The 20,225-nt window shown below is 61.2% G+C and carries 20 protein-coding genes; 10 read left to right on the top strand and 10 right to left on the bottom strand.

Annotated features, from left to right (window positions below; all coding sequences use genetic code 11):
* Window positions 1-98: 98 nt before the first annotated feature.
* From P1U55_RS01310 to P1U55_RS01300, 3 genes are all read right to left on the bottom strand, one after another.
* On the bottom strand, window positions 99-893 hold the full coding sequence (locus tag P1U55_RS01310; RefSeq protein WP_301045661.1) for an ABC transporter permease: 795 nt from the start codon (window positions 891-893) through the stop codon (window positions 99-101).
* A gap of 16 nt (window positions 894-909) precedes the next feature.
* On the bottom strand, window positions 910-2,019 hold the full coding sequence (locus P1U55_RS01305) for an ROK family transcriptional regulator (protein WP_301045660.1): 1,110 nt from the start codon (window positions 2,017-2,019) through the stop codon (window positions 910-912).
* A 120-nt stretch (window positions 2,020-2,139) separates the two neighbouring features.
* Complete coding sequence (locus P1U55_RS01300) at window positions 2,140-3,075, bottom strand: LysR family transcriptional regulator (RefSeq protein WP_301045659.1); 936 nt, start codon at window positions 3,073-3,075, stop codon at window positions 2,140-2,142.
* Between the two features lie 83 nt (window positions 3,076-3,158).
* Here P1U55_RS01300 and P1U55_RS01295 point away from each other — a divergent pair, with 83 nt between their 5' ends.
* The 4 genes from P1U55_RS01295 (at window position 3,159) to P1U55_RS01280 (ending at window position 7,747) form a co-directional block, all read left to right on the top strand.
* Window positions 3,159-4,712 carry a sulfatase gene (locus P1U55_RS01295; protein ID WP_301045658.1) on the top strand — a complete coding sequence of 518 codons (1,554 nt, stop codon included), beginning with the start codon at window positions 3,159-3,161 and terminating at the stop codon, window positions 4,710-4,712.
* The gene (locus P1U55_RS01290; RefSeq protein WP_301045657.1) at window positions 4,699-5,685 is read left to right on the top strand and encodes a tripartite tricarboxylate transporter substrate-binding protein; all 987 of its coding nucleotides are present in this window, start codon (window positions 4,699-4,701) and stop codon (window positions 5,683-5,685) included. Before P1U55_RS01295 ends, P1U55_RS01290 begins: the two co-directional genes overlap by 14 nt.
* Before the next feature lie 72 nt (window positions 5,686-5,757).
* Window positions 5,758-6,249 (top strand): tripartite tricarboxylate transporter TctB family protein, encoded by a 492-nt coding sequence (locus P1U55_RS01285; protein ID WP_301045656.1) that lies wholly within the window; start codon window positions 5,758-5,760, stop codon window positions 6,247-6,249.
* 4 nt (window positions 6,250-6,253) lie between these two features.
* Window positions 6,254-7,747, top strand: coding sequence for a tripartite tricarboxylate transporter permease (locus tag P1U55_RS01280; RefSeq protein WP_301045655.1), 1,494 nt, complete (start codon window positions 6,254-6,256; stop codon window positions 7,745-7,747).
* A 68-nt stretch (window positions 7,748-7,815) separates the two neighbouring features.
* Here P1U55_RS01280 and P1U55_RS01275 read toward each other — a convergent pair whose 3' ends face one another.
* Genes P1U55_RS01275 through P1U55_RS01255 form a run of 5 tightly spaced genes read right to left on the bottom strand, consistent with a single transcriptional unit; the run spans window position 7,816 to window position 12,472 of the window.
* On the bottom strand, window positions 7,816-8,451 hold the full coding sequence (locus P1U55_RS01275; RefSeq protein WP_301045654.1) for an aspartate/glutamate racemase family protein: 636 nt from the start codon (window positions 8,449-8,451) through the stop codon (window positions 7,816-7,818).
* The gene (locus P1U55_RS01270; protein WP_301045653.1) at window positions 8,448-9,287 is read right to left on the bottom strand and encodes an ABC transporter permease; all 840 of its coding nucleotides are present in this window, start codon (window positions 9,285-9,287) and stop codon (window positions 8,448-8,450) included. Before P1U55_RS01270 ends, P1U55_RS01275 begins: the two co-directional genes overlap by 4 nt.
* 1 nt (window position 9,288) lies before the next feature.
* Entirely contained in the window at window positions 9,289-10,143 is an 855-nt protein-coding gene (locus P1U55_RS01265) for an ABC transporter permease (RefSeq protein WP_301045652.1), read from the bottom strand.
* A 57-nt stretch (window positions 10,144-10,200) separates the two neighbouring features.
* A complete protein-coding gene (locus P1U55_RS01260; RefSeq protein ID WP_301045651.1) occupies window positions 10,201-11,460 on the bottom strand; it encodes a PotD/PotF family extracellular solute-binding protein in 1,260 nt (419 codons plus the stop codon).
* Between the two features lie 25 nt (window positions 11,461-11,485).
* Window positions 11,486-12,472: an ABC transporter ATP-binding protein gene (locus P1U55_RS01255; protein ID WP_301045650.1), complete on the bottom strand. Its 987-nt coding sequence runs from the start codon at window positions 12,470-12,472 to the stop codon at window positions 11,486-11,488.
* 231 nt (window positions 12,473-12,703) lie between these two features.
* On the opposite strand from P1U55_RS01255, the gene P1U55_RS01250 reads away from it, so the two are divergent.
* Both P1U55_RS01250 and P1U55_RS01245 read left to right on the top strand, forming a co-directional pair.
* A complete protein-coding gene (locus P1U55_RS01250; protein ID WP_301045649.1) occupies window positions 12,704-13,399 on the top strand; it encodes a GntR family transcriptional regulator in 696 nt (231 codons plus the stop codon).
* A complete protein-coding gene (locus P1U55_RS01245) occupies window positions 13,396-14,226 on the top strand; it encodes a GNAT family N-acetyltransferase (protein WP_301045648.1) in 831 nt (276 codons plus the stop codon). Before P1U55_RS01250 ends, P1U55_RS01245 begins: the two co-directional genes overlap by 4 nt.
* Before the next feature lie 177 nt (window positions 14,227-14,403).
* On the opposite strand, the gene P1U55_RS01240 is transcribed toward P1U55_RS01245, so the two are convergent.
* Window positions 14,404-15,888, bottom strand: coding sequence for an inorganic phosphate transporter (locus tag P1U55_RS01240; RefSeq protein ID WP_301045647.1), 1,485 nt, complete (start codon window positions 15,886-15,888; stop codon window positions 14,404-14,406).
* Window positions 15,889-15,985: 97 nt separating this feature from the next.
* Window positions 15,986-16,399, bottom strand: a complete 414-nt coding sequence (locus tag P1U55_RS01235; RefSeq protein WP_366942998.1) for an NUDIX hydrolase — start codon at window positions 16,397-16,399, stop codon at window positions 15,986-15,988.
* A 230-nt stretch (window positions 16,400-16,629) separates the two neighbouring features.
* Between P1U55_RS01235 and P1U55_RS01230 the strand changes: the two genes are divergently transcribed.
* The 4 genes from P1U55_RS01230 to P1U55_RS01215 all read left to right on the top strand — a co-directional run bounded on the left by P1U55_RS01230 (window position 16,630) and on the right by P1U55_RS01215 (window position 20,223).
* Window positions 16,630-17,295, top strand: a complete 666-nt coding sequence (locus P1U55_RS01230) for a DUF998 domain-containing protein (RefSeq protein WP_301045645.1) — start codon at window positions 16,630-16,632, stop codon at window positions 17,293-17,295.
* Complete coding sequence (locus tag P1U55_RS01225; protein ID WP_301045644.1) at window positions 17,285-17,803, top strand: DUF421 domain-containing protein; 519 nt, start codon at window positions 17,285-17,287, stop codon at window positions 17,801-17,803. The genes P1U55_RS01230 and P1U55_RS01225 overlap by 11 nt, the downstream gene beginning before the upstream one ends.
* Window positions 17,804-17,981: 178 nt before the next feature.
* The gene (gene ctaD / locus P1U55_RS01220; RefSeq protein ID WP_301045643.1) at window positions 17,982-19,655 is read left to right on the top strand and encodes a cytochrome c oxidase subunit I; all 1,674 of its coding nucleotides are present in this window, start codon (window positions 17,982-17,984) and stop codon (window positions 19,653-19,655) included.
* Window positions 19,656-19,701: 46 nt separating this feature from the next.
* A complete protein-coding gene (locus tag P1U55_RS01215) occupies window positions 19,702-20,223 on the top strand; it encodes a DUF2244 domain-containing protein (RefSeq protein WP_301045642.1) in 522 nt (173 codons plus the stop codon).
* Window positions 20,224-20,225 lie beyond the last annotated feature (2 nt).

Here is a 20,225-nt window from a genome sequence, read left to right as displayed (position 1 = left end):
AATGTCGAGCGTCAGGTTTTTGATCGCGGTGAAGGCATTGGCACCCGCGCCAAACACTTTCGAGACGTTACGAAAGGTGATCTTTGGCTCGGCCATGGTCAGACCCTTTCCTGCCAATGTGTCAGCCGCTCTTCGACGCGCACAACGATGCGGTCCATGATCAGGCCCAGAATGCCGATGGCGACGAGGCTGACGAAAATGGTCGGCAGGTCGTAGTAAAGCTGCGCCTGCTGCATGCGAAACCCCAGCCCCGACTGCGCCGCGATCAGCTCGGCCGCAACCACGGTCGCCCAGGCAGAACCCAGGCCGATACGGAACCCCACCAGGATGAACGGGGTCGAAGCGGGGATGACAACGCGGGCGAAAATCGTGCCGTCGCTCGCCCCCAGCACGCGCGCCGCGTTGATGTAGGTTTTATCCACGCTGACGACCCCCTGGTAGGTCGAGACGACAGCCGAAAGGAAGGCGGCCAGGAAGATCACGAAGATCTTGGGCGTCTCGTCGATCCCCATGGTCACGATGGCCAGCGGGATGATCGCCAGCGGCGGGATCACCCTGAAGAACTGGATCCACGGGTCGATCAGCGCGCGCGCGATCCCGTACCAGCCCATCAAAAACCCGACCGGCACGGCAAGGATCGACCCCAGCGCAAAACCGATCAACACCCGCCGCAGCGAGGCATACATATCCCACCAGAGCTGCCCGTCGATGCCCAGTTCGATGATCCGCGACAGCACCGCCCAAGGGGTTGGCAACTCCGAAAACCCGGCCACGGTTGCCACCCACCACAGGCCAATCCCGCAGGCAAACGACAAGGCCGCCAGGGAAAGGCTCCCCGGCGCCCACCCCTGTTTGCCGGGCTCAGAGATGTCTATATCGCTCACAACACTCATTTATTTTTCCGTCCGGTCAGGCGGTTGCGCCCGGGTAAAGCCTGTTCAGGGAAGATGCTGGACCGGCTGTGTAAAAGAAGGATTCAAGCGCCACACAGGCAGCACCACTAACACCTGCCGCCCCGGGCAGGCTCGTGCGTTCGATCTTCAGCCGTTCCCGCTGCTGAGGCATGACGCGCGGCGCCAGATCCCGCCGGAAATCTTCCAAGAACGCATCGGGCGCGGTGTTCAGATCACCCCCCAGAATAACCCGTTCCGGGCCAAGCAGGGTGACCGTGGTGGAGACTGTCTGAAGCAGGTATTCATAGATCGTTGGCCAATCGTTTGTATTCATCGCCGCAGCCACCAGATCGGCCCGCGCGATACCCGGGTCGCCAACGATCTGGCGCAAGGGTTTCTCCGAGAAATAGCGCTCCAGGCAACCGTGCCCGCCACAGCGGCACGGCGGCCCTCCTGGGTTAACGGCGACATGCCCGATCTCAACCGGCGAGCAGCGCTCACCCGGGCCGGTCTGGGCAAAGCCCGCGCCCAGACCCTGCCCCAGAAACAGATGAAGGATGCTTTCGGCCTCACGCCCGTCGCCATAGCGCGCCTCTGCCATCGCGATGGCGGTGGCGTTATGTTCGATAACCACCGGCAGCCCCAGCGCGGCCTCGAACGCCTGCGCAAAGGGCACGTTTTTCCAACCGGCAAGCACCGAATGGATGTTGATCCGCTTCGTCGGGTCAACACTGCCCGGCACGCCAATGCCAACCCCAAGGATCTTGAGCCTGGCGGAATGCGCCTCCTGCATCACCTCTCGCGACAGGGTGACAGCCACGTCGATGATGCTGTCGATAGGGTCGGAAAGATCAAAGCTCGCAGAGTGGACGGGGCCAGCATTCAACATCAGGTCAAACACCGCAACCTGCGCTTGCCCTGCCCCCAGGTGGATAGCCAGCACCCCGCAGGCATCGGCGTTGAGGTGCAGCGCAACCGGGGGCCGCCCGACCGAATGCTCTTGCAACTCACGTTCACCGACCAGCCCTGAGGAATGCAGCTGCGCGATGATCTTTGTAACACCCGCTGAGGAGATTCTCGTCTGCCTCGAAAGCTCCGCGCGCGACAGCGGGCCAGCATCCCGCATGCGGGTCAATATTTCGCCGGTTCCGTTCCTCAAGAGGCCGTTCCTTATTTATTAACTTAGTGAGGAAACTAAAGGAAACGGATTTTAACTGTCAACCTCTCTTCCGTCGCTGGCGGTTTTTCAGCCGTTGGGGGCTGGGTCGCGAGGCAGATTTCTGATCCTCTCGCGCACTTGTTCACAAAACACCCTGATCGGAAGCAGCTCGGCGGCCACCTGGCGATAGTAGATGTTGACCGGCATCTCCCAAAGGGGCTCTGCCAGGCGAAGGTCGCTCAGGCCAGCGCCACAGGCCGCACGGGCCAGCGGCGAAATCAGCACCGCCACCATGTCCGACGCGCGCACCAGCGAGGTCAACGCCGCAGCGGAATTGGTGCGGATCGCGATTTTCGGCGCGGGCAGATTGCGCAATGCCATGTAATGCTGCGACAGATGGAAAAAGCCTTCGTCTTCGTAGAACCCCGCCCAGGACCAGGCGGCCAGATCGGATGGCGTCACCCGCTCCATCCGCGCCAGAGCGTGATCGCTGTCCGCCACCGCTCGCATCGGCAAATTGGCGACGAATTCGGTTTTGATCTCGGGCGCGTTCAAAGCCGGGATCGACCCTGCGGCCAGAAACACATCAATCTCTCCGGCAAGGAACAGCCCGGCAAGCTGGTCCCCCACCCCGGTGATCATGTCGATCGTCATGCCGGGGAACTGCGCTTGCAACGCGACCAAAACGTCGGGCAGCATCGTCGTGGTCCAGGCAACCCCGGCCCCCAGCCGCAAACGGCTCAGCCCGTCCGCCCCCATTGCCGCGATCTCTTCACGGGCAAGCCGCGCCCCCTGCCGGATGCTGATCGCATGGCGGTAAAGCACTTCACCAGCCGCTGTTGGCGCCACCCCGCGCGGCTGTCGGTGAAACAAGGCCGTGCCATATTCCTCTTCCAGCTGACGCAGGCTCATGCTGAGCGCAGGCTGGGAAATGCCGATCATTCCCGCCGCACGGGCAATGTTGCCGCTCTCGAAGACCGAGACGAAATGCAAGAGCTTGCGGTTCAAAAGAAGGGCTTCCATCAATAAATATTACTTATATCCACAACGGATTTATATATTTTTCTTTATTTGAGCGCCGTGACACCCTTCCCGCAGGGGGAGAAATGCGCACGATTTTTGTACTTTTTGACAGTTTGAACCGAAGCGCCATGGGCGTTTACGGCGGTGCATCCGTCAAAACGCCGAGTTTCGACCGCTTCGCAAACCGCGCCATGACCTTTGATCGGCACTATGTTGGCTCGTTGCCCTGCATGCCAGCGCGCCGCGACCTGCACACCGGGCGGCTCAACTTCACCCATCGCAGCTGGGGGCCGCTGGAACCCTTCGACAATTCCTTCGCCGAGATCCTCAAACGCCAAGACACCTACAGCCACCTTGTCAGCGATCACCTGCACTACTTTGAAGACGGCGGCGCGGGGTTTCACACCCGGTTCAACAGCTGGGATTTCATCCGCGGGCAGGAATACGATCCATGGGTCGCCATGGTGCAACCGCCACTGGACCGTTTTCGCGAGATGTATGACGACCGTCACTATCCGATGACCCGAGACAGCAAGCGCTTTCAGGCCATGGTCAACCGTGAATCGATCCGCGATGACGCGGATTTTCCGGGGCCAAAGTGCTTCGCCTCGGGTTTCGAATTTCTGGACAGGAACCGCAACGCGGATGACTGGTTGTTGATGCTGGAGTGTTTCGACCCGCACGAGCCCTTTCATGCCCCGGCAACCTATCACACCGCCTACGATGCGGCGGCGGGCAAGGTATTGGACTGGCCGCGCTACGAACGGGTGGCGGAAAACCCGGAAGATATCGAAACGATCCGCGCCAACTACGCCGCGCTGGTAGCAATGTGCGATGCCTATTTCGGCAAGTTGCTCGATTATCTGGACACCCACAACATGTGGGAAGACACCGCGCTGATCCTGACCACGGACCACGGCTTTTTGTTGTCGGAGCACGATTGGTGGGGCAAATGCCGGATGCCTTATTACGAGGAAGTCAGCCATATCCCGCTGCTCATCCACGACCCGCGCTTTCCGCAAACCGCAGGGCAGCGCACCGATGCGCTGACCCAAACCACCGACCTGATGCCAACGATCCTTGGCCTGCACGGTGCGCCAGTGCCGCCCGAAGCCCGCTCGCAGGATCTGGCGGATGTGCTGGCACAGCCCGCCGCCGAGGGCCGCAATATCGCGGTTTTTGGCGTTTTCGGGGGGCCGATCGGGATGACGGACGGCGCGCATGTGCTTTACCATTACCCCGACGACTGGCGCGCGCCGGGCCTGCGCGAATACACGCTCGCGCCACAGCACATGAACGGCCAGTTTTCTGTCACAGAGTTGAAGACCGCCGAACTGTCGCCGGGGTTCAACTTCACCAAGGGCGTGCCGGTCCTGTCGATAGCGGCCCTGCCAGACGCGCCCCGTGTACCAATGAACGACGGTCTGGGCTTCGACGACACAGGCACACGACTATACGATCTGGTCGGTGATCCCGCCCAGGAATGCCCCATCGACGCCCCCGAGATCGCCGCGCGGCTGCGCGCGCGATGCATCGCCGTTTTACAAGAGCACGACACGCCCGAGGAGGTGTACCGGTGGTACGGCCTCGACGCTTCCACACGGACCAAAAGGGAGGAACTTCATGACACTTTTTAACAAGATCGCAGCCGTCGCGCTTGGCGCCGCGGTTGTGGCTGGCCCCGCGATGGCCGAATTCCCCGAACGCAATATCGAAAGCATCTACCCCTGGGCGCCCGGCGCCACCATGGCCGCGAGCCAGGTAATTGCCGACGCGATGGGCGAAAAGCTTGGTGTCAATATTTCGGTGGTTTCGACGCCCGGCGCAGGCGGGGTGAAGGCCTTCGAAACCGCCCTGTCCAAGCCCGCTGACGGTTACACCCTGTTTGATGGCTATGTTGCGCCACTGGTGTTGCAGCCGATGCAGGGCAACGCCGACTGGACCTATACCGACTTCACCCCGTTGTGGTCGGCCACGTCCAACGCCTTTGCCATCGCCGTGCGCGCCGATGAAGAGCGCTTCGCCGACATCGCCGCCCTGCTCGATCACGCGGCCGCCAACCCCGGCGATCTGCGGTATTCACCCGGAACGGCAGGGGCGTTGCCGCACATGGTCGCCGCCAAGGTGATGCAGCAGGCCGACGCGCTGGCGCAGCTGGTGCCCTATCCCGAAATCGACAACGCGGTGCGCGATCTGCGCGGCGGCATCCTCGATTTCATCGTGATCAACCCCGGCGTCTACAAGGTGAACAAGGACGACGTGAAAATCCTTGCGGTGCTGTCCACCCTCGACCGCTCCTCGGCCACCTATGACGGCGCGCCGCTGATCGGGGCCTCGGGCATCGACATGGGCATGAGCAACCTGTCACCGATGGGCTGGAACTGGTGGCTGGTGCGCAAGGACACGCCCGCCGATGTCGTCGCCCGGCTACAAGAGACCATGGGCGCGGTGGTGAACGACGAAGCTATCCAGCAAAAGCTGCTGGACATGGGCTATGTGCCAACCCTCTTTGCGCCTGAGCAATACGAAGAGATCGTTGGCCCGGTGACCGAGCAGTTGCAGGGCGGCATTGATGCGATTGCCTGGGAAAAGGAAAACCTCGCCAATTGATCCGGCAATGCACAAGATACCACAAGAAGGCGGCCTTCCGTGGCCGTCTTCCTGCAACGGACGGGAGGGGGAATGAACCGGATCAAGCCTTTTGCCTATGACTGGATCGTCTGGGCCCTGTTTCTTGCCCTGCCGCTGGTGATCTTCTGGCAAAGCGCAACCTCGCTGGCCGATCAGGGCGTTGCACAGGGCGGCCCGATGGAGAATGCGGCGCTCTTTCCGCGCATGATCGCCTGGGGTCTATTGGGCCTCGCGATCTTGAATGCAGGCCGCCTTATGCTGGGGCGCATTGCCAATAGCTCACCGCTCACGCCCACCGCGACAACACGGCTGGCGCTGGTGGTCTCGGGGTGTTTCGTCCTTTACCTGCTGACCCTGCCCTACCTCGGCTATCACCTGACAACGCCGGTGCTCATGGCGCTGCTGCTGAACCTGTTCGGCGTTGGCCGCCTTGCTTCACTGGCCGGAGGCGTCGTGATGTCGCTGGTCACGGCGGCGGTGTTTCAGGGGCTGCTGAACGTTGTCCTGCCGGTCGGCATTTTCGAAATAACAGGTTTCGGCTGACCGGATGTTCGATCTTCTCGTCCAGGGCGCGCCGCTTTTCCTGACATGGCAGGCCATCGTGCTAACGGCGGCGGGCATCATCGCGGGCCTGTTCATTGGCGTCTTGCCCGGCCTCGGGCCTCTGATGGGGATCGTGCTGCTGCTGCCGGTGGCGTTTCACCTGCCGCCAATCCCGGCAATGGCAATGCTGATCGCCATTTATGTGGGCGGCTCGGCGGGTGGCTCGATCTCGGCCATCCTGCTGCGCATTCCCGGCACACCGCTGGCCGCCGCAACCCTGTTTGACGGCTACCCAATGGCGCAAAAAGGCCGCTCGCAAGACGCGATCGGACTGGCCATCACCGCGTCCGCGCTCGGCGGGCTGCTGGCCGGGCTGGTGTTGCTGTTCTTCTCTCCGATCCTTGCGGCCTTCGCCCTGAAATTCGGACCGCCGGAATATACCGCCATGGCGCTTCTGGGCTTGCTGACCATCGCCATCGTGTCCGAAGGGTCGGCCATAAAGGGCATGATCGCCGGCGCTTTCGGACTGGCGATTGCAACCATGGGCACCGACGAATTCACCAACGCCTACCGCTTCACGTTCGGCAATTTCAACCTGACAAGCGGGCCGCATATCGTGCCCGTGGTGGTGGGCCTCTTCGCCCTCTCCGAAGTGTTTTTCCAGATCGAAGGCGGCAAGCTGCTGGACAGCCCGCAAATCCAGAAACTGCGCATCTCCTTTCGCGCGCTGAGGCTGATCACAGCGCATAAGGTTAACCTTGTGCGCTCGGCGCTTATCGGCACTTTCCTTGGCGCAATCCCGGGCGCGGGCGGCGATGTCAGCGCGTTCGTTTCCTATGCCGTTGCCAAGCGCACAGCGCGCCCGGAAGACGGCTACGGCGAGGGCGCTGAAGGCGGTGTCGTGGCGACCGAAGCGGCCAACAACGGCACCTGTGGCGGCGCGCTCATTCCATCGCTGTCACTCGGCATCCCCGGAGACGCATCGACCGCCGTTCTGCTGGCCGCGCTGTTCCTGCTGGGGTTCTTTCCGGGGCCTGAGCTGTTTCGCAACAACGCCGACATCGCCGGCGGCATCTTCATCGCCTATCTGGTCGGCAACCTCGTGTTGCTGGTCGCGGGCATCGTGCTGGTGCCATTCTTCGGGAGCGTGTTGAAACTGCCTAAGGCGTGGTTGTTGCCGATTGTTCTGCTGCTATCGACCGTGGGCACCTATGCGCTTCAAAACTCGGTCTTCGATCTCTGGGTCATGCTGGTTTTCGGCGCTATCGGCTACGGTCTTCGCCGTGCGCATTATCCGCTGGCACCGATCATCATCGGCATGATCCTCGGCCCCGTTCTTGAAAACAACTTCCGCCGCTCGCTGCTGATCTCGCGCGATGGGCTGAGCATCTTCATCGAGCGTCCGACCAGCGCTATACTCCTCGCGCTTGCGGCCTTGCTGGTCGCCTACGTCCTGTTCACGGTGATCCGCGGGCCTGCGAAACCCGATGCGAATTGACCCCCGGTTTGCTCAGGGGGTCCCGGCGACGGGGTTAACTTCACCCCCTTAGGGGCGTGGGCCGCGCGCTAAAACTGGCTGGCAAACGCGGCGGCGGCGCGCACTCCATCGATCAGGCGAATGCCGGATATCCGGGCCGAGCGCTGTTCAATATCGACCATGCCGCCGCACCCAAGCACAACCGTTTGAATGCCGTCATCGTTTGCCGCTTTTTCGATCTCCGCGACAACCCGGTTTGTGGCTGCAATGGGGTCTTGCTCCAGCGCCAGCACGGGAACACCGCAGGCGCGCACCTTGCTCAACTGCCCGCCCAGCCCGTAGGCGTGGATGTTCTTCTCCAGAATGGGAACCGAAACATCGAGCGTTGTCACAACCGAAAACTGCCCCCCCGCGAGCGCCGCAAGATGATAGGCGGCTTGGCCGATCCCGATCACCGGGCAGCTTGCGATTTTCCGTGCTTTCAGCAGCGCAGGGTCATCAAAACACCCGATGATGATGGCCGAGGCCCCTTGGGCAGAGGCATCCGCCACCAGCCGCAACAACGGCTTTTCGGCCAGAAGCCCATCCGCCTCCCCTTGAATGGCAGGCGGGCCATCATGCGATGTCCAGCCTTCGAACCGGGCGGAGGGGGCGGTTTCACGCGCTGTTGCCAACATGGCCTCGGTCATCGACACGGTGCTGTTGGGGTTGATCAGAACGATCACAGCATGCCCTTGCCCGCATCCGACCCGGCCCGCGCCTTCCGCCGTGTGCTCCAAAGCGCGAGGCAAAGGAACAGGCCGATCATCAGCAGCGAGAACACGGTTGTCAGCGTCCCCAACGCATAGAGCACCGGGGTTGTTACATTGGTTGTCATCCCGAAAATTTCCAATGGCAGGGTGTTGTAACTGCCCGATGTCAGCAAGGTGCGCGCGAACTCATCATAGCTGAGCGTGAAGCCGAACAGCGCCACGCCAATCAGCGAGGGGCTGATGATGGGCAGCACCACGTATCGCAGGGTTTGCCATGAGGTCGCCCCCAAATCGCGCGCCGCTTCCTCATAGCTTTTGTCAAACCGGTTGAAGACGGCGAACATGATCAACAGGCCAAAGGGCAGCGTCCAGGTGAGCTGGGCGCCAAAGCCCGAGGTCGACCAATGCACCTCCAGCCCGGATTGCGAAAAGATCAGCCCAACGCCCAGCGAGATCAGGATCGACGGGATCACCAGCGAGGTGATGATCAGGTAAAACAGAATGCTGGAGCCTTTGAACTTCTTGCGAAAGGCCAGCCCGCCCATCACCGAAAGGATGACCGTAGTGACCATCACCATCAAACCAAGCACAAAGCTGCGGCGGAAACTGCCCCAGATATCCCCCACCGCCTGCTGTTCAAACAGGTCGCGGAACCAATGCAGCGACGTGCCTTGCATCGGGAAGGTCAGCCCGCCGCCGGGGCCTTGAAACGACAGGATCGCGATTGTGATCGTGGGGCCGTAAAGGAACAGCAGGAACAGCGCGAAGAACGCTGAAAGCAGGTAAAAAGAGCGGGGGCGAGGTTCCATTTTAAAGCTCCTTGCGGATATCGACGAACCGAAGCATGACCCCGATCACCAGCAGCACGGTGAGCAACAGCACCACCGCGGTGGCCGCCGCAGACGGATAGGCCAGCAGCGCGATATCGTTGGAAATGAGCCGCCCGACATTGGCCGATTGCGACCCCGACATGAACCGCACGGTGATGAAATCACCCATCACCAAAGTGACCACAAAGATCGTGCCGATCATGATGCCGGGCTTGGTGAGCGGGATGATCACGTTCCACAGGATCTGCGCGCCGGAGGCCCCCGCATCGCGCGCGGCCTCGATCAGCGATGTATCGATCCGCATCATCGTGTTGAAAATCGGAACCACCATGAACAGCGTGTAAAGATGAACAAAGGCGAGGATCACCGCGAAATCGCTGAACAACAGCCAATCCAGCGGCTGATCAATCACGCCCCATGAAATCAACGTTGAATTCGCAATCCCGTTGCGCCCCAGAAACGGAATCCAACTGATCATGCGGATGATGTTGGAGGTCCAGAACGGGATTGTGCAGAGCAGGAACAGGACGATCTGCCATGTTTGGCTGCGGACGTGGAACGCCAGAAAGTAGGCAACGGTAAACCCGATGCTCAGGGTAAAGACCCAAGTCAAGAAGGCGTATTTGAACGTGTTGAAAAACACGCGGTAGGTCACGTTGGAGCCGAACAGAAATTCGTAATTCCCAAGGTCAAACGCCGGGATGATCGAAAATTCAGTGGCCTTCCAGAAGCTGACCATGACGATCATCGCGATGGGCAACACCAGAAAGAACACAAGCACCGCCATAATCGGCAGGGCCATCAACCACCCAATAAAGGTGTTATTTTTCAGCATGTTGAGCCTTTCGGGAGGGCGGCAGGATGGGAGCAATTGCCCCCATCCCTTTGAGTATCAGGCCGCGATGAACTCATTCCATTTGCGGACCATGTACTGGTTTTCATCCATGACGGCGTTCCAGCAGGCGACAGCGCCCATGCGATCCTCAAACGACCCACCGTCGCGCACGTCACCGGCCTGGGCCAGGGCATCGCCGGTTGGCGAGGTGATGGTGTCGGTGGCGGGTTTGCCCTCGAACCAATAGCCCCATTCGTTCTCCGACATGTAGTTCTTCGAGGTTTCCGGCACCGCCGAGTAATACCCCTGCCGCATCAGGTAGCCACCGACCCAGCCATCGAGATACCAGTTGATGTATTCATAGGCCGCGTCGCGCTCCAACCCGGTCAGCGCCGAAGACAGGCCAATGCCACCGCCCCATGAGCGATAGCCTTCCTCAAGCGGTTGATACACACATTCCACGCCTTTGGATTTCACCGCCGTGATCGCCGGGGACCACATGGATTGGATCACAACCTCGCCCGAGGCCATCAGGTTCACGCTTTCATCGAAGGATTTCCAGAAGGCGCGGAACTGGCCATTCCGCTTGGCCTCGGTGAAGATTTTCATCGTCAGATCAATCTCTTCGCGGGTCATGTTGCCTTTGTCGGGATAGGTGTATTCGCCCATGCTTTCGACAACCATGGCCATGTCCATGATCCCGATGGAGGAGATATCAAGGATCGACGCCTTGCCCTTGAACTCAGGGTTCAGCAGCTCATGCCAGTTGTTGATGGGCCGCCCGATCAGATCCGGGCGGATGCCGAGCGTATCGGCGTTGTAGATGGTGGGGATCAGCGTCATCCAACCGGATTCATGATCAACAAAGCCGGTGCCATCCGGGCCGTCGGTGAAGCCAACGGTATGCGGCGCGGTGCCTTGGGCAATGCTGCTTTCAGGCGTCAGCTTGCCGCTGCGGAAGATACCAACGATCTTGTCGTAATTCTTGATCTTGGAGGTATCCATCGCTTGCAGGTTACCGGTGGGCCAAACCTTCTTGCAGATCCAGTATTCGATATCGGCGATATCAAAGCTATTGGGCTGGGTGGCTGCGCGTTGGGTCACGCTGTCACTGTCCAGCGCGGTCATTTCCAGCGTAAAACCAAGGTCTTCCTTCACCTTGTTGGCCACATCGTTCAGATTTGACACGCCGGTGCCAAACTGGCGCAATGTCACATCCTTGATGTTTTGCGCCCAGATCATGGGGGCACCAAGGGTGGTGCCCGCCGCAAAGGCAGCCCCGCCCTTCAGCAGGCTGCGTCTTGTTACTTTGGTCACGTGTTCTCTCCTTGTCAGGTGTTCGTTAGGCCGTAAGCTTGTGCAGGTTTGCATCGTCCCAGGTCAGACCAACCTGATCGCCCGGGTTCAGGGGATTTTCAAAAAACTCGGTTTCGGGAACCAGCGCGTTGATCTCCTGATCGCCCGCGATCATCGTCGCCACAGAGACATGCGCGCCCTGGTATTCAACGCCCAGAATATTGCCTTGCAGGTTGCCCGCACCCGCCTGCCCGATTGCAACAGCATCCGTGCGGATGGCAAAGTGCCCACCCGGCAGGGCGATCACATTATGCCCGCCAATAAACTGCGCCACGAATGCGGTTGTTGGCGCGTTGAAGACATCACGGGCAGATCCCGCCTGTTCAATCACCGCGTTGTTCATCACAACAATTTCGTCGGCCAGAGCAAGCGCCTCGTCCTGGCCATGGGTGACATGGATAAAGCTGATGCCCAGTTCGCGCTGGAGCTTGCGCAGCTCGCCGCGCATACGAATCCGCAAAAACGGATCAAGCGCCGATAAAGGCTCATCCAGCAACAGCACGTCAGGGCGGGTGATCAGGGCGCGGGCCAATGCCACCCGTTGCTGCTGCCCCCCCGAAAGCTGATCTGGCAGGCGATCGCTGAGCGCGCTCAGATCCACCAGCTCCAACATCTCGCCCGCCTTTTTCAGCCGCTCCTGCCGGTCCACACCGCGCATTTTCTGGCTGAAGGCCACGTTCTCCGCGACGCTAAGGTGCGGAAACAAGGCGTAATTTTGAAACATCATCGCCGTGCCGCGCTTGGCGGGGGGCAAGTGCGAAATGTCGGAACCACCCAGCAGGATCGAGCCATCCGAAACGGTTTCATGGCCCGCAATCATCCGCAGGGTCGAGGATTTGCCGCAGCCTGACGGCCCCAGCAAACAAGCGTATCCGCCCGGTTGGAACCTGTGGTTGATGGCATTCACCGCCACAGTCGCGCCATAGCGTTTGGTCACCGAGACCAGTTCCAGTTCTTTACGAATTGCGTTCATGTTACCCCCGATGCGTTGCCCCACTAACGGGTGAGGCAGGAAGCAAAGCAATTTCGAGCAAGCAGATTTTGGGGCGCTTGCGTGCCGCTGCCCAAAACTTTTGCTTTCCGGTTGGGGTGTGACGAAAAATTGGACACATAATTGTATACAATGCAGGATTGGATTGCATGCAGCGCCAAAGCCTTGAGGCCCGCCACAGGCTCTGCCATGTCCGATAGACAAGGAATAACCATGACCCGTAACACAGTTTCATCCCCCCCACCGCCTGCCAGTGACAGCATCGCGCAAGCCCTCTCGCTGGCCATCCACGAACACCGCCTCGCACCGGGCACCAAGCTGGGCGAGGGTGAACTGGCCGAAATTTACGGCGTGTCGCGCACCGTGATCCGCGCCGCATTGCAAAGCCTGTCGCATACCAAGCTGGTGGATATCCGGCGCAACAAGGGGGCGTCGGTGGCCTCGCCCTCCCTGAAAGAAGCGCGTGATGTGTTCGAGGCGCGTGAGTTGCTGGAACCCCGCACCGCTCGTAGTGCGGCCGCCCGCGCCACCGCCTCCGATATCGCCTTGCTGGAGCGGCACATCAGCGATGAACATGCCGCGCTTGATGCCTCCGATCCGGGGCGGGCGCTCTATTTGTCGGGCTTGTTTCACAATGAAATCGCCCGCATCGCGGATCAGACAACCATCGCCGGCTTCATCGAAACCCTCGTTGCGCGCTCCTCCCTGATCATTGCCCTTTACTGGCGCCGCGAAGCCGCCCTGTGCGAAAAGCACGCCCACCACGCCCTCGTGCGCGCCCTGGCCGACCATGACGCAACCCAGGCCGAGGCCCTGATGCGCAGCCATCTGGTTGATTTGCACTCAGCGCTTGATCTACGCGAACGCAACGCCCGCGCGCCATCGCTAAAGGCGGCCCTTTCGCAATGACCATCCGCACCATGACCGTTGATGATATGCAGATGGTCCTGCACTGGGCCGCAGGTGAAGGCTGGAACCCCGGACTGGATGACGCCAAGGCCTTTCTTGCCGCAGATCCCTCGGGCTTTTTGATCAAAGAGGTGGCCGGTGAAGCCGTTGCGGCCATTTCCGTGGTCAACCACGATAGCGATTTTGCCTTTCTGGGGCTCTACCTGTGCAAGCCCGCGTTTCGGGGGCAAGGCCATGGCATGGAGATCTGGCGAGCGGGCATCGCCCACGCCGGAGCCCGCAGCATCGGGTTGGACGGGGTTCCCGACCAGCAAGCCAACTACGCCCGCTCGGGTTTTGCCAAATATGGCAGCACCACCCGCTACGAAGGGCAAATCGCGCCCATGGCCGATCCCCGCATCCGGGCCGCATCACCGGGGGATATGCCCACATTAATTGCCCGCGACACCACGGCTTCCGGCATGAAGCGGGCCGCATTTGCCACCGCTTGGTTCAAAAACGGACCAACCCGGCAAACCATCGTTCTGGCCGAAGGCACCGGCATCCTCGGCTTTGCAACCTTCCGGCGCTGCCATCTCGGCAGCAAGATTGGCCCGGTTTATGCGGCGAGCGAGGCCGACGCACGCACGCTGTTGGCCGCCAACCCTTTTGCCCAATCTGGTGAGCCTTGCATGGTTGATGTCTATGACCACGACGCGCCACTTGCCTCGCTGCTGAAGGCGCTGAACTTTGAAGCAACCTTTGAAACCGCCAGAATGTTCACCGGCCCCCAGCCCGCATCCGCCCCCTCCCGGTTTCAGGCAATCGCGACGATGGAACTCGGGTAAACCGGCACGCCTCGGCCTAAAACGGCAAAAGCGATCACCCATTGCTCTGTGCCAAGGTCCGCTTTGGGAGAGGGTCACAAACCGCAACGCCCCGTGGGGAGCCTTGAAAAGCCGCATCGCGCCAGTGCCTTGTGCCGCCCCCCTTGCACCTTCTGCGCAGGCAGGCCGCGCGTCGCCCTAGCCCGCAATCCCCTGGATCACCAAAAAAATCACCGCCGAAAGCACCGCAGCGGCAGGCACGGTGATCACCCATGCCGCGATGATCGTCATGAAATGCGAGCGGCGCACCAGCTTGCGGCGGCGGCGCTCTTCTTTGGGCTGGGCGGGCAGTTCGGCCACGTTGCCGGTTCTGGCCCGCATCCGCCGCGCCGCGTCCCACTCGCGGAAAAAGCCCACGCCAAAGACCCCGCCCACCGCGATGTGGGTCGAGGACACCGGCAGCCCCAGCCAGCTTGCCACAATCACCGTGATCGCCGCCGAAAGCGCCACGCAATAGGCGCGCATCGGGTTCAGCTTGGTGATCTGGCTGCCCACCATACGGATCAGTTTGGGGCCAAAGAGGAACAGGCCAAAGGAAATGCCCGCCGCGCCGATCACCATCACCCAAAGCGGGATTGATACGGCATGGGTATAGTCCCCCGATTGCGAGGCCTGCACAATTGCCGCCAGCGGGCCAACCGCGTTGGCCACATCGTTTGCCCCATGGGCAAAGCTCAGCAGCGCCGCCGAAACCACCAGCGGGATGCCAAACAGCACCTTCAGCGATTTGTTGCGGTTTTCCAGCCCGACCGACTGGCGCTTCGTCACCGGAATCATCACCAGCCAGATCAAAATGCCAAGGGCGAGGCCGATCAGCAGCGCGGTGGGCATGTCGATCTTGATGAGCTTTTTCAGCCCCTTCAGCGCAAGGTACGAGGCAAAGGCCCCGCCCATGATGCCAACCAGACCCGGCACCCACCCCCGGGCGGCGGCACTCTTGTCAGGGCGGTAGATGATCCGCGCCTTGATGAACCACAGGAAACCCGCGGCAATCATCCCGCCCAGCACGGGCGAGATCACCCAGCTTGCGGCAATGGCGGCCATGGTCGGCCATGTCACGGCGCCAAAGCCCGCCGCCGCAATCCCCGCGCCCATCACGCCGCCCACAACCGAATGGGTGGTGGAAACCGGCGCACCGATCCATGTGGCAAGGTTCACCCAAAGGGCCGCCGAAAGCAGCGCCGCCAGCATCGCCCAGATGAACACCGAGGCCGATTGCAGATCAGCCGGAGAGATGATCCCCTTGGCGATGGTCGATACCACATCGCCCCCCGCCAACAACGCGCCCATGCTCTCGAAAACGACAGCAATCGCAATGGCCCCGCCCATGGAAAGCGCATTGGCCCCCACCGCTGGCCCCATGTTGTTGGCCACATCGTTGGCACCGATGTTGAGCGCCATATAGGCGCCAAACCCGGCGGCGATGACCACGATAAGAGTGTTGGTTGTCTCTCCGAGAAAGATCATCGCCAGCAGGCTGGCCAGCACCACAAAGACCAGCGCCACCCCGATCCCCATCAAGGGGCGCGACACGTAGCTTGTGGCCAGTTCGACATTGCTCAACCGGCCAAGATCGCGGTCAAGTGTCTCCAGATGGCTCTTTTCGTAGTCCCTCTCGGCCACGGCGGCTACCCTCCCCGGTGGTTCTGTCCGGGGGCTGCTAGCAGATATTTTCACGCAGGCATAGCGATAGCTTCAATCGGGCCGCGCTGCCTTGGCCTCAGGCCGACTGCACCAGCGCCTCATCCTCGAAATCGCAGAGAATCTCTTTCAAGTCAGGCTCATCCACCAGATTGGCGGCCTCATCCGGGCGCACCCAGCGGCGTGTGCGCTCATGCGCCTCGGGGAAGGTCTTGCACATCTGTTCAACTTCAACCGCATAAACCAGCGTTTCCACCTGCGCCGCATAGCCGCCGTTGAACCGCTTGTCATAGGTGTAGCTGCCAATGGCGTCATGGTTCACCCGGCCACGGCGCACGCCAGCTTCTTCCCAGGCTTCCTCAAGCGCCGCGCCCGAGCCGGATTTGCCGGCCATCGGCCAGCCCTTGGGGATAATCCAGCGCCCGGTGCCACGGCTGGTGATCAACAGCACTTCAGGCCCCGCCTCGCCATCGCGATAACACAGGGCCGCCATTTGCACTCTTTTGGGACGTTGCAACATCGGCTGGACAAAATCCGCCCAAAAACCGCTCAAAACTCGTTTCATCTTTTCTTACCCGCTCGGCATTTTTTTTGTGGTTATAGGCCTATATAGGCGGGATTTCAGCAAATTTCAATTGCCGCCCTGCCCACCCGCCTCTCACCCTGTGCGGAACCCCGCCCCGTGCGCCGCGTTAGGCTTCCAGCCCCAACCGAAAGCGCCCGATGCCAGATGAGCCTGTTTCCGCTTCGCCAAAGCCTCGCCCCGGCCTGCTTCTTGCGCTTGGCTGTTACGCCATTTTCGGCTGTGCCCTCTTCGCCCTGTCGATCCTGATCGCCGATTTCGTGGTGCCCGACCATGACTGGATCGCCGACACCATCAGTGATCTTGGCGCAGGCCGCTATGAGTTTATCGTCGATATCGGCATCTATGCCTTTTCCGCCTCGCTGATCGCCATCGCTCTTGCGGCGGCGCATCTGCACCTTGGCGGCTGGCGGTGGAGCGCCGGGCTGCTTGGCTTGGCGATCATGGGGCTGATCGTGTTTCTGGTGGGCGCGCGCAATGAGTATGGCGACGCCGATCAGGACGGCACGGTGATTCACATCTACCTTGTTTATGCGATCGGCGCGCTAACGCTTCTGGTGCCCTGGAGCATGGCCAAGGGCGCGGCGCGCGCGCACCCGCTTTACGGGCGCATCCTTGTTGGCCTGTCGCTGCTCTGGCTGGTTTCGGCCCCTCCCTTCTTTTTCCTGCCCACCGGGATTGATGGGATTTATGAGCGTTATCTGGGCCTTATCGCCATGGCGGCTGTCGTCACACTGGGCCATCTGTTCATCCGCCATGCAAAGCACATCCGCACCACCCATGAAGGAGCCCCCCATGTTCGTTGAAAACACGCCGCTTGATATCCTGTTGCGGGCGCTGCTCCTCTCTACCTTCGCGGTGTCCTGGGTCATCCTCGTGGTGCGGGTCATCGGGCTGCGCGCCTTTTCCAAGATGACCGCCTTTGATTTTGTCGTCACCGTCGCCATTGGCTCACTTCTGGCCGGGGCGAGCCAATCAACTGATTGGTCCGGCTTCGCGCAGGCCAGCCTTGCCAGTGCTGCCCTGCTTGGGGTGCAATATATCGTTGCCCGCCTGCGCCGCGCCTCCGAGGCCTTTGAGAACGTGGTGCAAAACGCGCCCGTCCTGCTGATGCGCGATGGCGAAATCCTCACGTCCGCCCTTTCCGCCACCCGCGTGGCCGAGGATGATCTCGTCGCCAAACTGCGCGAAGCCAATGTGCTCAACCTTTCGGAAGTGCGCGCCGTGGTGCTTGAAACCACCGGCGACATCTCGGTTTTGCACGGCGATTCCCTGCAAGAGCGGCTGCTGGAGGGCGTGAAACGGGTTGATTGACCCTCCACACCCCGCGCGCACCAATGCATAAAATTTCTACATCTGCGACGAGTTGCACATTGCCGTTGATGAATGTGCCGCATAAAAGCGGGGGAGAAGGGAGATTGGGGGCCTGTGTTGCGAACACACGGGCGTCCGGCGCACCCTCATGGATCAACACGAGCCAGGAGGCACCGTAATGGCGGACGCTACCGTTCACGGTCACGACCACGAGGACAACCGCGGGTTCTTTACCCGCTGGTTCATGTCCACGAACCACAAAGACATTGGTATCCTTTACCTTTTCACCGCTGCGGCAGTGGGCTTCATCTCTGTTGCCTTCACCGTTTACATGCGGATGGAGCTTATGGATCCCGGTGTGCAATACATGTGCGCCGAAGGGGCGCGTATGATCCCATCGGCCGAGGAATGTACCCCGAACGGCCACCTTTGGAACGTGCTTATCACCGCCCACGGCATCCTGATGATGTTCTTCGTGGTGATTCCCGCGCTGTTCGGCGGTTTTGGCAACTACCTGATGCCGCTCCAGATCGGCGCGCCGGATATGGCGTTCCCGCGGATGAACAACCTCTCCTACTGGCTTTACGTTGCGGGCACCGCGCTCGCAGTGGCCTCGGTGCTTTCGCCCGGCGGTAACGGCCAGCTTGGCTCGGGCGTGGGCTGGGTGCTTTACCCCCCACTGTCGACCAACGAAGGCGGCTATTCGATGGATCTGGCGATCTTCGCGGTCCACGTATCGGGGGCCTCGTCGATCCTTGGCGCGATCAACATGATCACCACCTTCCTCAACATGCGCGCACCGGGCATGACGCTCTTCAAGGTGCCGCTGTTCAGCTGGTCGATCTTCGTGACCGCCTGGATGATCCTTCTGGCCCTGCCGGTTCTGGCCGGCGCCATCACCATGCTGCTGACCGACCGTAACTTCGGCACCACCTTCTTCCAGCCGGGCGGCGGCGGCGACCCGATCCTCTATCAGCACATCCTGTGGTTCTTCGGCCACCCGGAGGTGTATATCATCATCCTCCCCGGCTTTGGCATCATCAGCCACGTCATCGGCACCTTCTCCCGCAAACCGATCTTCGGCTACCTGCCGATGGTCTGGGCGCTGATCGCCATTGGCGTGCTGGGCTTCGTCGTCTGGGCGCACCACATGTATACGGTGGGCCTGTCGCTGACCCAGCAGAGCTACTTCATGCTGGCCACGATGGTGATCGCGGTGCCCACGGGCATCAAGATCTTCTCGTGGATCGCCACCATGTGGGGCGGCTCTATCGAGTTCAAAACCCCGATGCTCTGGGCCTTCGGCTTCCTCTTCCTGTTCACCGTTGGCGGTGTCACGGGCGTGGTGCTGTCACAGGCGGGCCTTGACCGGGCGTTCCACGATACCTACTACGTTGTGGCGCATTTCCACTACGTGATGAGCCTTGGGGCGGTGTTCTGCATCTTTGCGGGCATCTACTTCTACTTCCCCAAGATGGCAGGGCGCATGTACCCCGAATGGGCCGGCAAGCTGCACTTCTGGGCGATGTTCATCGGCGCCAACCTGACCTTCTTCCCCCAGCACTTCCTGGGCCGTCAGGGCATGCCCCGCCGCTACATCGACTACCCCGAGGCCTTCGCCTACTGGAACCATCTCTCCAGCTGGGGCGCGTTCCTGTCCTTCGCGAGCTTCGTCTTCTTTATCGGCGTGGTGTTCTACTCCCTGCGCTACGGTAAGCGGGTGAGCGAGCCGAACCCGTGGAACGAGCACGCCGACACCCTTGAGTGGACGCTGCCCTCCCCGCCCCCGGAGCACACCTTCGAGATCCTCCCCAAGCGGGAAGACTGGGACAAGACCCCGGCACACCACTGACCGGCACACCACTGAAAGGTCACCCCCCATGCCCGTAGAACGGGTCTTGGATAGAACACAGGAAAAGGCCCCGGCAGCGCCCGGGGCCTCTTCACATACGCCCGCCACCGCGCTGCTCCAGCTGCACCTCTGGCCCCACCGCTCACTGCCAAAGGTCGGGTTCGCTTGGTTCATCGGCACCACCGCCCTGCTGCTGCTGGTGTCCATTACCCCCGCGCTTGGCACGCCCGTGCTTTGGGGCCTCCTGCCCTTTGTCCTCGGCGCGCTCTGGCTCACCTATTTCCTGCTGAACAAAAGCTACCGCGATGGTGAAATCCTCGAAGAGCTCACCCTCTGGCCAGACCTCATCCGCCTCAGCCACGCCGCCCCCAAAAAGCCGCTGCAAAGCTGGGAGGAAAACCCCCATTGGGTCAAGGTCGAGCTGCACGAAAAGGGCAGCCGCGTCCCCGCCTATATCACCCTCACCGGCAAAGGCCGCACCGTCGAAATCGGCGCCTTCCTCTCCGAAGACGAACGCCGCGCCCTGTTCAGCGAGCTAAACCGCCTCCTGCCCCTGCGCACCGTCTAGGC

It is taken from the genome of Vannielia sp. (assembly GCF_029212645.1).
Taxonomy (GTDB): Bacteria; Pseudomonadota; Alphaproteobacteria; order Rhodobacterales; family Rhodobacteraceae; genus Vannielia.
The sequence above is the reverse complement of the archived record's forward strand: the minus strand, read 5'-3'. Positions and strand labels throughout refer to the sequence as shown.

Bases quoted from the DNA above. Each gene is read 5' to 3' on its own strand.
- P1U55_RS01310 (WP_301045661.1), bottom strand. From the start codon at position 893: ATGAGTGTTGTGAGCGATATAGACATCTCTGAGCCCGGCAAACAGGGG.
- P1U55_RS01305 (WP_301045660.1), bottom strand. From the start codon at position 2,019: ATGCGGGATGCTGGCCCGCTGTCGCGCGCGGAGCTTTCGAGGCAGACG.
- P1U55_RS01300 (WP_301045659.1), bottom strand. From the start codon at position 3,075: ATGGAAGCCCTTCTTTTGAACCGCAAGCTCTTGCATTTCGTCTCGGTC.
- P1U55_RS01295 (WP_301045658.1), top strand. From the start codon at position 3,159: ATGCGCACGATTTTTGTACTTTTTGACAGTTTGAACCGAAGCGCCATG.
- P1U55_RS01290 (WP_301045657.1), top strand. From the start codon at position 4,699: ATGACACTTTTTAACAAGATCGCAGCCGTCGCGCTTGGCGCCGCGGTT.
- P1U55_RS01285 (WP_301045656.1), top strand. From the start codon at position 5,758: ATGAACCGGATCAAGCCTTTTGCCTATGACTGGATCGTCTGGGCCCTG.
- P1U55_RS01280 (WP_301045655.1), top strand. From the start codon at position 6,254: ATGTTCGATCTTCTCGTCCAGGGCGCGCCGCTTTTCCTGACATGGCAG.
- P1U55_RS01270 (WP_301045653.1), bottom strand. From the start codon at position 9,287: ATGGAACCTCGCCCCCGCTCTTTTTACCTGCTTTCAGCGTTCTTCGCG.
- P1U55_RS01265 (WP_301045652.1), bottom strand. From the start codon at position 10,143: ATGCTGAAAAATAACACCTTTATTGGGTGGTTGATGGCCCTGCCGATT.
- P1U55_RS01255 (WP_301045650.1), bottom strand. From the start codon at position 12,472: ATGAACGCAATTCGTAAAGAACTGGAACTGGTCTCGGTGACCAAACGC.
- P1U55_RS01250 (WP_301045649.1), top strand. From the start codon at position 12,704: ATGACCCGTAACACAGTTTCATCCCCCCCACCGCCTGCCAGTGACAGC.
- P1U55_RS01245 (WP_301045648.1), top strand. From the start codon at position 13,396: ATGACCATCCGCACCATGACCGTTGATGATATGCAGATGGTCCTGCAC.
- P1U55_RS01235 (WP_366942998.1), bottom strand. From the start codon at position 16,399: ATGGCGGCCCTGTGTTATCGCGATGGCGAGGCGGGGCCTGAAGTGCTG.
- P1U55_RS01230 (WP_301045645.1), top strand. From the start codon at position 16,630: ATGCCAGATGAGCCTGTTTCCGCTTCGCCAAAGCCTCGCCCCGGCCTG.
- P1U55_RS01225 (WP_301045644.1), top strand. From the start codon at position 17,285: ATGTTCGTTGAAAACACGCCGCTTGATATCCTGTTGCGGGCGCTGCTC.
- ctaD (WP_301045643.1), top strand. From the start codon at position 17,982: ATGGCGGACGCTACCGTTCACGGTCACGACCACGAGGACAACCGCGGG.